The following is a 13,366-nucleotide window of genomic DNA, read 5'->3' on the forward strand; positions in this document are numbered from 1 at the left end:
CCGGGGTCGGGCTTCAGGGCCGAACCGGCTCGACCGGCACACACCATCGCTTCCGCCGGCCCGCTGAAGCCCACGGAAACGCGGCCATTATCCGGGCCGTCTACGATGGGAGGGTGATCGTCCGACGGGTGCTGCGCGCCATGCTTGCGGCGCTGCTGGTGGCGCTGGTGGCCGTGACGACCCCTCTCACCGCCTCCGCCAAGCAGGAGTACCTGGACGTCAGGATCACGTCTGTCTCCACTCCCGTGCTTGATCTCAGCGATCCCGACCAGGTGATCGAGCTCAAGGGAACGTTGACCAACACCTCCACGGTCCCAATCAGCTATCTGGTCGTCCACTTCTGGCGCGACGCGAGCGAGATCAGGTCCACGGAGCAGTTGGCGGAGGCGAATGAGAACGTCCCGCTCGGGGCCCGGCTCTTCAACGAGTCGCTCGGCAACCTCGACATCATCACGCGGGAGGAGGCCTTCGGCCCGGGCGAGCGCGCCGACTTCACCGTCCGCACGACCGTCGCCCAACTCGCCGACGAGTCACCCGAGCTGACCCGCGACCAGGCGGCGTACCTCCTCGGCGTGCATGTGCGCGGCATCCCCCAGGACGGCCCCAACCAGGTGGTCGGCCGCGACCAGCTCGCCCTGGCCGCCACGACGGATCCCGTCACCTCGTCCGCGGTCGTCGCCCTGACGGCCACCCCCACGTGGCTTGCGGACGGCAGCTTCGTCGATGACTCGTTGGCCGGTGAACTCGACGGCCGCCTCGACACCCTGCTGACCAGCGCGGAACGGCCGTCGGTCCAGTCGGCGATCGACCCGGCCCTCTACGCGGCGGCCAGACGGCTCGCCGAGCCACACACGGTCGCGGGCGAGGACAGGCCGGGCAACGGCATCGCGCTGCGCTGGGTCGCCCGGGTAGACAAGCTCGCCTCGGAGGGCCGCCTGTGGCGCCTGCCCTTCGGCAACCCCGACCTTGCCCGGGCCGACGCGACCGGACAACTGCAGCAGGCGCTAGCGTGGAGCCGCGACGCGCGCGGCGACATCCTCGACGACCTCGACTCGGTGGTCATCCTCAACCCGGGCGTCAGCGAGTCGCTCGTCGCGAAGCTCGGCGAGTTCGACACGGTCATCGTCCGCGACGCGACGGGCGCGAAGCCGGGCCCGCCCCGGCTCCTTGGTGCCGCTCCGGAGGATCCGCTCGCCGCGGAGCCCGCCGGGATCCGGCTCGCGGGCCGCATCGCGGACGAGTTCCTCGCCGCCAGGGCGCCGCTCTACGTGATCGAGTCGGCCGATGACGCCGAGATCGACGCCGAGCTGGGCGCGTGGCGCACCCACGTCGTCCCGACGGCCACCCCGGCCGAGCCCGTCCGCTGGGAGCCTGGCAAGGAGCCGGCCGCCTGGAACGAGGTCTCGGCGGCCCTGCGCAGGGCGGCGGAGGACGCTGAACTGCTGGGCGACCTGACCGGAGGTGAAGTCGCCAGCCTCAGCCCGGTGGCCGCCTACGCCTTCTCCATGGGCTTCCCCACCCAGTCGGCCGCGGTGTCCTACATCACGCAGGCCTCCCCCGCTCACGTCGACCTGGACAAGATCACCCTCAAGGCCGTGTCGTCGGTGGTGATGGGTGACAGGGCGAACCAGTTCCCCGCCACGCTGACCAACGGGCTCACGGTTCCGGTCACCGTCGGCGTCCGGTTCACCTCGGACGCCCCGCAGCGAATCCGCGTGCCAGACCTCGAGCCGCAGGTGATCCCCCCGGGCGAGTCGATCACCGTGAACATCACCCCGGAAGCCACGGCCAACGGCGTCGCGCTCGTGCAGGCCCAACCCGTGACCGCCGGAGGGGTCGCCCTCGGAAAGAGCACCACAATCGAGATCACTGCGACCGACTTTGGGCGCGTCGGCTGGATCATCATCCTCGTCTCGGGTGCAGTACTCCTAGGAGGGACGGCGTGGCGGATCCGCGCAGTGCGGCGCGAACGCGGCAAGGCCTCCGAGAAGGAAGACATTGAGCGAGCAAGTCAGTAGTACCCGCAAACTCGTCTCCGCGAGCGCCCTGATGGCCTCGGGGACGCTGATCTCGCGAGTCCTCGGCATGGTCCGCGTCGTCCTGATCGTCATCATCCTCGGCTCGTCCACCCGGCAGGCCGACATGTTCGAGCTGGCCAACACCGTCCCGAACGCCATCTACATCCTGTTCGCGGGCGGCGCCCTCAACACGGTCCTCGTGCCCCAGATCGTGCGGGCGATCAAGAAGGATCCGGACGGCGGCGAGGCCTACACCAACCGGATCATGACGGCCTTCATGCTGATCGTGGCCGCGGTAGCGGTGCTCATCACCGCGGCCGCCCCGATCGTGACGTCGATCTACTCGTCGAGCGCGTGGCGGACCCCGGAGCTCAGCTCCCAGTACGCCTCCCTCGTCGCGCTCGCCTACCTGACGCTTCCGCAGATCTTCTTCTACGGGGCCTTCTTCCTGCTCGGCCAGGTCCTCAACGCGCGCGACAAGTTCGGCCCCATGATGTGGGCCCCCATCGCCAACAACGTGGTCTCGATCCTCGTGCTCGGCCTCTACTTCGTCATCTGGGGCAACGACGGCGACACCTCACTCGCCTTCACAACGGGCCAGATCTGGGTGCTCGGCGCCGGCTCGACGCTCGGCATCGCCGTCCAGACGGCCATGCTGTTCCCCTATCTGCGCAAGGTCGGCTTCACGTTCCGGCCCCGGTTCGACCTGAAGGGGACCGGCCTCGGCAAGACGTTCAAGCTGGCGATCTGGACCATCGGCTTCGTCGCCGTCAACCAGCTGGCCCTGATCGTCGTCCAGCGGCTTGCGACCTCCGCGACGGCCGGCGGATCCGGTGCAGGCCTGCAGGTCTACAACAACGCCCACCTGTTGTGGATCCTTCCGCACTCGCTGATCACGGTGTCGCTCGCGACCGCGATGCTGCCGAACGCCTCACGCCTGGCGGCGGCAGGCGACCGGGAGGGCGTGGCGGCCGAGTTCACCAAGACGACGCGGCTCGCGCTGATCATCATCGTCCCCGCGACCGTCGTCTTCCTCGCGCTCGCCGGCCCGATCTCGGGCATCCTCTTCGGCCACGGGCCCAACGGGCAGGCAGACGCCGCACTCATCGCGTGGACGCTGATGGCCTTCGCCGTCGGACTGATCCCGTTCACGGTGCAGTTCGTCTGCCTGCGCACCTACTACGCGCTCGAGGACACCCGCACCCCGTTCCTGCTGCAGGTGCTGATCGCCGGGCTCAACGCGCTGGGCGCCGTCCTGCTCGTCCAGTTCGTCGACTCGCCCCGCTGGGTGGCCCCAGCGCTCGGCCTTGCCTACTCGTTCGCCTACCTGGTCGGCGTTCTCGTCTCCTGGCAGCTGCTGCGCCGTCGAGTCCCCGGCCTCAACGGCGGAAGACTGATCCTGCACATCGTGCGTCTCGCGATCGGCTCGGCGGCGGGAGGCGTGGCGGCCTACCACCTCGCGAAGTGGCTGACCGCGCTGATCCCGAACCAGTTCCTCGGCGAGATCGTGGCGTGCGTCGTTGGCGGCCTCGTCGTCCTCGGCGCCTACCTCTTCGTCGGCAAACTGCTGAAGGTCCGTGAGCTGAACAGCCTTGGCGACCTCGTCCGCAGCAGGCTCGGCCGCGGGAAGGGCACCCCTGCGGTCGCGGCGGCCGAGTCCGCAGACGACCAGGTCACGATGATGCTTCCCGCGATCTACGACGACCGGCCCACGCGCATCTCGCCCGTCGTCGACGACATCGGCCCCCTGGACGACGGCGGCCCGGCGACGATCATCCGCAACCGCCCGCCGATCAGCAGACACACCTTCGATGAGCCAGCCCAGGAGGCCAGCATGGACGACGACATCTTCCGCCGCCCGAGCAGGGCCGAGGAGACCGAAGACGAGGAGGTCGAGGACAGCCTCGCCGATGCCGCCGACGGCGTCGAAGACTCCGGCTGGCAGGACGAGCCGACCTCTGCGGAGCAGACCACCGGTCGCATCGATCTCGACTCCCTGTTCCGGGAGGAGGCGAGCCGCGGCATCGCCACGGTCGGCACGCTGCTCAGCACCCGCTACGAACTGATCCAACTGCTGGCGGGGCGGCATGGGACCGAGACCTGGCGCGCCCACGACCAGGTGCTCTCCCGCGACGTCGTCGTCCACGTGATCGCCCCCGGCGATGAGCGCATCTCCGAGTTGATGATGGCAGCCCGCAAGGGTGCGGTCGCCACGGACTCGCGCTTCCTCAGGGTGCTCGACGCCGACGAGATCACCGATCCCGATCAGGGAATCGGGGCCTACGTCGTCGCGGAGTACACCACGGGCCGCTCGCTCTCCGCGCTGCTCGCGAAGGGCCCGTTGAGTGCCATCGAGGCGGCATACGTCGTGCGCGAACTGGCGGACGCGCTGGTCGGGGTGCACGCTCAGGGCCTCTTCCACGAGCAGCTCAATCCCGAGAACGTGATCATCACCAGCTCCGGGGCCGTGCGACTCGTCGGCTTCGGCGTCGAGGCGACGCTTGCCGGGCACGAGGAGGGCGGCAACGCCTGGGCCTGGCGGGAACGCGCAGACGTCGTCGGTCTCGGCAAGCTGTTGTACGCCGCCCTTGTCAGGCATTGGCCCGACGGCGCAGCCTACGGCCTGCCAGCCGCCCCGATCGTCGCTGGGGAGCCCGCGGCCCCCTACACGGTGCAGGCGGGCATCTCGCCCGCCCTCGACCGGATCTGCGTGACCACGATCACCGAGCGTGGGGCCATGTCCGAGCGTCGGATCACGACCGCCTCGCAGCTCGTCAACGAGCTGACCCAGGTGCTCGGCACCGCCGACGCCTCGGCCGATCTCGAGCAGCGCGTCCGCTCGCGGCGCACCGACGAGGACCAGCCTGTAGCCCGCGTCGCCCCGGCGGCGGTGACGGCGACCCAGCCCGCGCGCGCCATGGATCTGGAACCAGAGACGGTGGTCGTCGAGCCGAGGCCGCAGCCCTCGCCCGGGCAGCCGCCCGCCGAGCGGGCGCAGCGTTCCCGCCCGGTGCTGTGGGTGCTGCTCGCGCTCGCGGTGATCGCCCTGGTGGTGTCGCTGATCATCGTCGGCGTCAACAGCGCGCGGGAGAACAGCGCTCAGGAGCCGCCGACCCCGGCCAACGGCCCCAGCACGACGGCCAGCCCCACCGCGTCCGCGATCACCATCGTCGGGGCCCGGGACTTCGACCCGGAGACCGACGGAGGCAACGGCGAGGAACTGCCCGAGCTGGTCGGCAACGTCTTCGACGGGGATCCGGCGACGTCGTGGAAGACGATGTCGTACAAGAACCGGCCGAACCTCGGCGGGCTGAAGCCCGGCGTCGGCGTCATCCTCGACCTGGGTGAGCCGCGCACCGTCACGGCGGCCGAGCTGACCCTCACCGGCGGGGCGACGAGCATCGAACTGCGCGTCCCGAGCGGGGACGAGCCGTCGATGCGCACGGAGGCGGACTGGATGCTGGTGGGCGCGAACGAGGCCGCCACCGGCACCGTCTCCGTCCCGCTGACGGCACCGACCGAGACCCGCTACCTGATGGTGTACTTCACGAACCTGCCGCCGGTCGGCGACCGGTTCATCGGCGAACTCAACGAGGTAAAGCTCAGCTGACGCGACGACGCCGCCGTGGCTGGCACGGCGGCGTCGAGGGTATGGTTCAGCGGAGCGCGCGGCCCTCGGCGTCCGGCAGCTTGCGCGTGGCGATCAGGATGATGTCGATCAGTGCCCAGACCCCGAAGCCACCCATGGTGATCAGCTTCAGGAAGCCGAGGCCGATCTGGCCGAGGTAGAACCTGTCGACGCCCAGCGTGCCGAGCACGATGCTCAGCACGAGCGCCACCGTCCAGTCGCGCGTGGAGAACAGCCCCGGCATCTGGCCTGCGGGGAAGTAGTTGCCTCCGTTGACGTCGCGGATCATCGTGTCGGCGCGCAGCGCCCCGCTGTTGGCCATGCCGGCGAGCGCCTGTACCGGGTAGGGACCGTGCTCCTGCCCGTAGGCGGCAACATAGAACATTCCAGGGACCGGCACCTGACCGTACATGTCGTAAGTCATGGATCGATTTTACGGCGTGGCCCCCGAGCAGACATCGGCGCCCGGTCGTATCCGACCCTGACTCCCGGCCTAAGGTGAGGGGCGTGAACGACCCGTTGAGCTACGTCTACTGTCCGCCGAGCCAGAGGGTGGACGCCGACGCGTGTCGCGGGCTGCTCGACCGGGTCGGGGCAGCACTGTGGATCACCCCGATGCCGGACGGCGTGCCGAGCGCGACACACCTGCCGACCCTCTGGCGCGGAGACCGTCTGATCGCCCACGCCTCCGACCACAACCAGCAGTTCGCCACGCTCACCGACGGGGTCGCCTGTCGGGTCGTGGTGCAGGGAGACGGGGCCTATGTCAGCCCGCGGTGGTACCCGAGCATCCAGCCGAGGAGCGAGGGCGGCGCCGCGCGGGGGCGGGCTGAGGGACGCGCCGTCGGCACGTGGAACTACGAGCAGGCCCAGTTCGCTGGGGTGCTGCGCGTCCACCACGACCGCGACCGGTTGCGCGAGGAGGTCACCCAGCTCGGCCACACGCACGACGACCGGCGCATCGCTGAGGGCTGCCCCGCCGATGCCGGGCGAGGAGCCTGGCGCACCGACGAGCTGCCGCCGGACTTCTTCGACGCCATGCTGCGCGGCATCGTCGGGCTCGAACTGGAGATCACCGACGTCGTCGGACGCTTCAAGCTGGCCCAGAACAGGACCCAACTGGACCGCGACGGCGTCATCGACGGCCTCACCGAGCGGGGACGCCCCAACGACCTGTCGGTCGCCGGATCGATGCGTGCCGCCACCCCGCTGTACGACCCGTCGGACACATCCGACTGATGTCGGGTCCGAGCGAGTGGGAGACGCGCACCCACGTCTGGGCCCATCCAGTTGACACTGATCATCTGGCCGAGGTTCGCTCGTGCACTCCCCCGTCGGCGCTGCACGCCGTGCTGGAGGTGCTGGCCCATGCGGACGAGGAGGCCGCCTCCCGCGGAGCCCGAGGCTCCGTCGTGGTGACGCTGGCGGAGGCGGCAGCGGGGTTCGCGCACCTGGGCGTGGAGATCCTCGACCGGCCGTGAGGATCAGTCGAGACCCGCGACCAGGACCTTCGAGAGGTCGTAGCTGACCGGTTCCTCCAACTGTTCGTAGGTGCAGGAACCGGGCTCGCGGTCGTCGCGCCAACGCACGAACTGGGCCGTGTGACGGAACCGGTCGCCCTCCATGTGGTCGTAGCGCACCTCGACGACACGCTCCGGGCGGAGGGGAACGAAGGAGAGGTCCTTCTTCGCGTTCCAGCGGGAGTGCGCCGCCGACGTCGGGGTACGCGGGATCGACTGGTCGCGGTTGTCGGGCAGCGTCTCCTCGGGTTTCGCCCAAGCCCACGGATGTCCGTCGAAGTCGGTGACGAGCGGCTGCAGTTCCTCGAAGAGCTCCCGACGCCTCGCCATCGGGAAGGCGCCGATGACACCGACGGAGTTGAGCGAGCCGTCCTCGGTGTAGAGGCCGAGCAGGAGCGAACCGATGGCGTCCGTCTCGTCCTTGTACAGCCGGTAGCCGGCCACGACGCAGTCGGCCGTGCGTTCGTGCTTGAGCTTGTACATCACGCGCTTGTCCTCAACGTACGGCTCGTCGAGCGGCTTGGCGATGACGCCGTCGAGTCCCGCCCCCTCGAACTGGCTGAACCAGTCCATCGCGACGTCCTCGTCGTGGGTGGCCTGTGTGAGGTAGATCGGCGGCCTGGCGTCGCGCAGGGCGAGTTCGAGCGCACCGCGTCGTTCGCGGAAGGGCTTCTCAGTGAAGTTGTCCTGCCCGAGCGCGAGCAGGTCGAAGGCGACGAAGCTGGCCGGCGTCGCCTCGCTGAGCTTCTTGATCCGGGACGCGGCGGGGTGGATCCGTTGCTGCAGCGCGTCGAAGTTGAGCCGGTCGCCCGTCTCGGGGTCGATCATGATGATCTCGCCGTCGATGACGCTGTGGTCGGGGAAGTTCGCGATCACGGCCTCGACCAGCTCGGGGAAGTACCTGGTCATCGGGCGCGAGTTGCGCGACCCGATCTCCACCATGTCACCGGAGCGCCAGATGATGGAGCGGAAGCCGTCCCATTTCGGCTCAAACAAGAAGTCGCCCTCAGGCAGCTTCTTGACCGGCTTGGCCAGCATCGGACCGTACGGCGGCGCGATGGCGGTGCCCCACTCCGCGTCGCGCTCGGCCTTGGGAGCCATGTAGTCCTCGTCGGCCCGATCGGCCTTGCGCTTGCTCGGTGGCACGCGCGGCGGCTCTCCCGGCATCTTGGGGTAGTCGGGCGGGAAGTTCAGTTCGCCGAGGCCTCGGTCGAGATCGGCCTGCCACAGCGCGAGCGCGCCCGCGATGTCGCCCACATGCTCGTCCATGTCCGCCCAGGGGCAGGGTCGGCTCTCCAGGAGGGCGGGCACCGTGCGGACGGTGAACTCGCGCGGGTCCGCGTCGGGCAGTTCGTCCCAGGTGAGCGGGGTCGACACGGGTGCCCCTGGGAGCGGGCGGGGCGAGTAGGCGCCGGCGATCGTCCGGTCGCGGTTCGCCTGGTTGAAGTCGACGAAGACGCGCTCGCCGCGTTCCTCCTTCCACCACGACGTGGTGACGAGGTCCGGCATCCGGCGCTCCAGTTCGCGGGCGATGCCGATCACCGCGTGCCGCACGTCCTGGAACTCGTGGTCGGGCCGGATCCTCGCGTAGACGTGGATCCCACGGTTGCCGGAGGTCTTCGCGTAGGCGGTCAACCCGTTCTCGGCCATCACCTTCCGGAGCTCGAGCGCGGCAGTGACGGCATCGCGGAAGTCGCGTCCGGGCTGCGGGTCGAGGTCGATGCGGAACTCGTCCGGGTTGTCGAGGTTGGCGGTGCGCACGGGCCAGGGATGGAACGTGATGGTGCCCATCTGCGCGGCCCAGGCCAGCTCCGCCGGTTCGTCGAAGACGAGCTGCTCGTGGCGCCTGCGCGACGGGTAGGTGCACATCACGGCCCGCAGATAGTCCGGGGCACCGCGCGGTGGACGCTTGGAGAAGAACTCCTCGCCCTCGATCCCGTCGGGGAACCGCTGCAGAGTCATGGGGCGGTCACCGTTGATGGCGAGGAACGGGTCGGCGACCGACAGCAGATATTCGGCGAGGCCCTGTTTCGTGATCGGGTCGTCGCCTGGCCACAGGACCTTGTCGGGGCTGCTGAGTTTCACGGAGCGCGGTTCGGGTCCGGGCACCTCGAGGATCAGATCGGCCATGAGAGCAAACGTAACCGGAACCGGGTACCAGGTGAGCAGGAATGCCCCGCGCCGCGCCGTGCGTGGCAGTGTGTCGTCCATGGCGACACATCCACCGATCGAGCTCAGCATCGCCGAACTGCGCGGCGTCAGCGCGTTCGCCTTGCGGTGCGCCGAGGGCGTGCTGCCCATTTTCGCGGAGGCCTTTCCCGACGATGAGCGTCCGGCGCTTGCGATCCTCGCGGGCCACCGCTTCGCCGACGGCGGCACCCGCGACACGGCACTGCGCAAGGCCGCGATGGATGCGTGGAGGGCGGGCACCGCCGCGAAGGACGAGCCTCGGGCATCGCATGCGGGGTTCTCGGCGTCGATGGCGGCGTCGGCCGCGTTCCTGCACCCCTACGCCGAGGCACATCAGGTGCGTCACATCCTCGGTTCGGGTGGACACGCCGTCGCGGCCCTTGAGCTGGACGGCGCTGTGGTCGACGAGTCGATCGACTGGGTCGTCTCGCTCGCAGACGACGTGATGCGCAGCGTGCTCTCACGCCAGCCTCCCGCACCGGAGAAGGGCGGTCGGGTCGGCGAGCTGATCCGGCGGCTGGACTCGGCGCTGCGCTCAGCTGACGCCGAGGCCCCTTAGCAGGACGCGGACCCGGGCGCTGAGCGCGGCCTGACGGTCGCCGGTGCCCCTTCCCACGACGTCGCGCAGCAGTTCGCTGACCAGCGCCGAGAAGACCCACCTGGCCGCCTCATCGAGGCCCATGCCCTCTAGCCTCGCCTCGTGGGGCCGCAGCGTCTCCGCGATCCGGTCCACCACCTGGTCCACGAGTTCGAGCGACTCGCGTCGCTGCGGCCCGTCGTCACCGAAGAGCACCTCGCGCAGGAACGGCGCCGCGTTGTCGGGTTGGCTCTCTGCCAGCTCGACGATCGGCTTGAGCAGGTGCAGCACCTTGTCCTCCAGCGCCGGGCCGACATCGTCCTGGGATTCGGCGACGAGAGGGCGGAGGTGTTCGTTGATCACCATCAGGAGCAGCTCCGGCTTGCTGCTGGCGTAGCGGAAGAGCGTCCCCTCGGCGACGTCTGCGGAGCGCGCGACCTGCTGGGTGGTCGTCCCGGCATAGCCGTTGGCCGCGAAGAGTTCGGCCGCGGCTCGAGAGATGGCGAGGCGTTTTGCGGCCTTGTTCCGGTCGCGCCTGCCCATGGGCGGTTGCATGGCAACATCATAGCTTCTTTTTTGAGGACACTCAGTTTTGAGTAGACTCAGCTTTGTGGACGAACCTCAGCACGCACAACCAACCCCCGTCGAGGAGCCTCTCGCGACCGCGAGGGGGCTCAGCCTGCAGGGCCCGAAGGGTCCCGTCTTCGGCCCGCTCGACCTGGACCTCCCCCGCGGCGCGGCCATTGCCCTCGCGGGGAAGGCGGGGTCGGGCAAGTCCGCCCTGCTGCTCGCCCTCACCGGTCGGATGCGGGGCGTGACCGGAGAACTGAGCGTCGACGGGCACGACGCGATCCGCCACTCGAGGCAGGTCAGGAAGATCACCTCGGTGGCGCGGATCGACGATCTGGTCGAGCCCGAGGACTCGTTGTCGCTCGAGGACTGCATCACCGAGCGCACTCTCGCCGATGCGGCGCCCGCACGTGCACGGCTGGCCAACTATCTGCACGTCGCTCTGTTGCTCGGCCTGGATGAGCCCCGCTCGACCGCCTATGGTCAGTTGTCGCCGTCCGACCAGGTCCGCGCGGCGGTGGCCCTCGCGTCGATCCGGCCGGCCCCGATGATCGTGCTCGACGACATCGACCGCGAGACCACGCTCGCCGAGCAGGAGATCCTCTGGAACGGGTTGGTCAAGCTCGCGGCCGAGGGCGTGACCGTCATCGCGTCCACCTCTGAGCGGGCCGCCGTCCCGCTGGAGGTCACCACGATCGAGATGGAGGCCCTCCATGCCTAGCCCGAGCAACCCGTTGGCCCTCGCCCGCTACGAGCTCAAGCGCTTCAGGGGCCCGCTCCCGCGCCTGGCGCTGGTGTTCATCCTCCTGATCCCGCTGCTGTACGGCTGCATCTACCTCGCGGGCAACTGGGACCCGTACGGCAGGCTCGACAACGTTCCGGTCGCCGTCGTCAACCATGACGTGCCCACGACGGTCAACGACGAGGAGGTGCATGCGGGACAGGACTTCGTCGACAGCCTTCACCGCACCGGCACCTTCGACTTCATCGACACCGACTCCGACGACGCGCAGCAGGGCCTTGAGGAGGGGCGCTACTACCTGGTGATCTCTGTGCCGGAGTCGTTCTCCACCGACCTGGTCAGCGGCCAGGGGGACGACCCGACCCGCGCGCAGATCATGCTGCAGCGCAACGACGCCAACGGCTTCGTGATCGGCACGATCACGAACTCGGCACAGACGTCGATCGCGAAGGCCATCGATGAGACCGCGGTCAGCAGCTACTTCGAGGCCGTGTTCGCCAATCTGGCCAAGATCAGGGAGGGCCTGGTCGATGCCTCAGACGGCGCGGCCCAGCTCGACGCCGGCCTGAAGGACGCCCATGAAGGGAGCAAGCAGCTGCGTTCCGGCGCCGCAGATGCGCGGGCAGGCGCTGACAAGCTGGCCACCGGTGCGGAGAAGCTCGCCACTGGCGCGGCGAACGCGGCGGACGGCAGCGGGCAGCTGGTCGACGGGCTGGGACAGCTCGACGACGGGGCGGCAAGGCTGGCCGACGGCTCACGCCAGGTGGCCGACGGGACCCAGCAGCTCGCAGACACCCTCGATCCGGTCCTCACGGTGGCCGCCGAGCGTCTCCCGGAGGCCCAGCAGAGGCTGACCGCCGCGGCAGATGCCACGGCCGACCTGACCGCCATCGCGGCTGACGGGACGGGCACCGTCGCCACGACCAGCGCGTCGATCTCCTCCGAGGTGGACGCACTGCTCGCCGCCCACCCGGAGCTGGCCGACGATCCGGCGTTCACCCGGATCCAGACGCACACCACCAACCTCGCCGAGGCGACCGGGACGATCGCTGATCGGGCAGGCACCATCGCAGGCGCCGTCGCCGACGCGGACGAGGCGATTCGCAACACGGGCGATCTCTCGACGAAGGCCACCGAGGCGAAGACGAAGATCGACGCGCTCAACGACGGAGCCCAGCAGGTCGCCTCCGGCGCCGCCGATCTGAGCGAAGGCACCGGCGACGCGCTGAGCGGGGCGACCACGCTCGACAAGGGGCTCGGCGAGTTGTCCTCGGGCGCGGCCGAACTCTCCACCGGCGCGGGGACCCTGGCCACCGGCCTGCACACGCTGTCCGACGGCACCGTCACCCTCGACGACGGGATCGCCCAGCTCTCCGAGGGCGCCACGCAACTGTCGGCCGGGCTCGCCGACGGCGTCAAGCAGATCCCGGTACTCACCGAGGATCAGGAGGCGGAGGCGGTGCACGTCCTGTCGGCGCCGGTGGATGTGTCGATGGAGGTCGACAACCCGGCGCACGTCTACGGCCGCGGCCTCGCCCCGATGTTCTTCTCGATCGCCCTGTGGGTGCTCGGCATCTCGGCGTTCTTCATCGTCCGCCCGATCACCGGCCGGATGCTTGCCGCGCGTGGCAGCGACCTGCGGATCGGGGTGACGGCATGGGCCCCGCTGGGCTTCATCTCGGTCGTGGCCGGTTGGCTGATGCTCGCCGCGGCCTGGATCGGGCTGGGGCTCGACCCGGTGCACCCGTGGCTGATCATCCTGCTGGTGACGGTCGTCGCGCTCGCCTTCTCGGCGGTGGCGCATCTGATGCGGACCTGGCTCGGGTTTGTGGCGACGGCCGCGATGCTTGTGCTGCTGATCATCCAGCTCACCTCGGCAGGCGGAACGTATCCGCCGGAGTTGCTGCCGCCCTTCTTCTCCGCGATCAGCCACTTCGTCCCGATGAGCTACTCGATCGACGCGTTCCGGATCGCGATCTCGGGCGGCCTGATGTCGAAGTTCACGCGCGACCTCTCGCTCCTGCTGATCCTGTTCGTCTCGTGCATGGCCCTGCTCGTGCTCGTGGTGAACCGCAAGCGCCGGTTCGGCGTCAAGGACCTGCACCCGCCGCTATGACCCGA

Annotated in this window: 10 protein-coding genes; 7 read left to right on the forward strand and 3 right to left on the reverse strand. The window is 69.5% G+C overall.

Going from position 1 to position 13,366, the window contains the following annotated elements:
• Positions 1 to 113 precede the first annotated feature (113 nt).
• Together BW733_RS07100 and murJ are read left to right on the forward strand one after the other, a co-directional pair.
• Positions 114 to 2,018 (forward strand): DUF6049 family protein, encoded by a 1,905-nt coding sequence (locus BW733_RS07100; protein WP_077349186.1) that lies wholly within the window; start codon positions 114 to 116, stop codon positions 2,016 to 2,018.
• Positions 1,999 to 5,628 carry a murein biosynthesis integral membrane protein MurJ gene (gene murJ, locus BW733_RS07105; protein WP_152024601.1) on the forward strand — a complete coding sequence of 1,210 codons (3,630 nt, stop codon included), beginning with the start codon at positions 1,999 to 2,001 and terminating at the stop codon, positions 5,626 to 5,628. Before BW733_RS07100 ends, murJ begins: the two co-directional genes overlap by 20 nt.
• Before the next feature lie 46 nt (positions 5,629 to 5,674).
• Here the strand turns inward: murJ and BW733_RS07110 are convergent, their stop codons facing one another.
• Positions 5,675 to 6,070, reverse strand: coding sequence for an NINE protein (locus BW733_RS07110; RefSeq protein ID WP_077349190.1), 396 nt, complete (start codon positions 6,068 to 6,070; stop codon positions 5,675 to 5,677).
• Between the two features lie 83 nt (positions 6,071 to 6,153).
• Between BW733_RS07110 and BW733_RS07115 the strand changes: the two genes are divergently transcribed.
• Together BW733_RS07115 and BW733_RS07120 are read left to right on the forward strand one after the other, a co-directional pair.
• Positions 6,154 to 6,885 carry an FMN-binding negative transcriptional regulator gene (locus BW733_RS07115; RefSeq protein ID WP_161490167.1) on the forward strand — a complete coding sequence of 244 codons (732 nt, stop codon included), beginning with the start codon at positions 6,154 to 6,156 and terminating at the stop codon, positions 6,883 to 6,885.
• Positions 6,885 to 7,127: a hypothetical protein gene (locus BW733_RS07120; protein ID WP_077349194.1), complete on the forward strand. Its 243-nt coding sequence runs from the start codon at positions 6,885 to 6,887 to the stop codon at positions 7,125 to 7,127. Before BW733_RS07115 ends, BW733_RS07120 begins: the two co-directional genes overlap by 1 nt.
• A gap of 3 nt (positions 7,128 to 7,130) precedes the next feature.
• Here BW733_RS07120 and BW733_RS19870 read toward each other — a convergent pair whose 3' ends face one another.
• Positions 7,131 to 9,296: an ATP-dependent DNA ligase gene (locus BW733_RS19870; protein ID WP_077349196.1), complete on the reverse strand. Its 2,166-nt coding sequence runs from the start codon at positions 9,294 to 9,296 to the stop codon at positions 7,131 to 7,133.
• A 79-nt stretch (positions 9,297 to 9,375) separates the two neighbouring features.
• On the opposite strand from BW733_RS19870, the gene BW733_RS07130 reads away from it, so the two are divergent.
• Complete coding sequence (locus BW733_RS07130; protein WP_077352807.1) at positions 9,376 to 9,915, forward strand: putative immunity protein; 540 nt, start codon at positions 9,376 to 9,378, stop codon at positions 9,913 to 9,915.
• On the opposite strand, the gene BW733_RS07135 is transcribed toward BW733_RS07130, so the two are convergent.
• Positions 9,892 to 10,488, reverse strand: a complete 597-nt coding sequence (locus BW733_RS07135) for a TetR/AcrR family transcriptional regulator (RefSeq protein ID WP_077349198.1) — start codon at positions 10,486 to 10,488, stop codon at positions 9,892 to 9,894. The two genes, BW733_RS07130 and BW733_RS07135, sit on opposite strands and share 24 nt — an antisense overlap.
• Before the next feature lie 55 nt (positions 10,489 to 10,543).
• On the opposite strand from BW733_RS07135, the gene BW733_RS07140 reads away from it, so the two are divergent.
• Both BW733_RS07140 and BW733_RS07145 read left to right on the forward strand, forming a co-directional pair.
• Positions 10,544 to 11,224 carry an ATP-binding cassette domain-containing protein gene (locus BW733_RS07140; protein WP_161490168.1) on the forward strand — a complete coding sequence of 227 codons (681 nt, stop codon included), beginning with the start codon at positions 10,544 to 10,546 and terminating at the stop codon, positions 11,222 to 11,224.
• Positions 11,217 to 13,361 (forward strand): YhgE/Pip domain-containing protein, encoded by a 2,145-nt coding sequence (locus tag BW733_RS07145; RefSeq protein ID WP_077349202.1) that lies wholly within the window; start codon positions 11,217 to 11,219, stop codon positions 13,359 to 13,361. Before BW733_RS07140 ends, BW733_RS07145 begins: the two co-directional genes overlap by 8 nt.
• Positions 13,362 to 13,366 lie beyond the last annotated feature (5 nt).

This window comes from Tessaracoccus flavescens (assembly GCF_001998865.1).
Lineage (GTDB): Bacteria > Actinomycetota > Actinomycetes > Propionibacteriales > Propionibacteriaceae > Arachnia > Arachnia flavescens.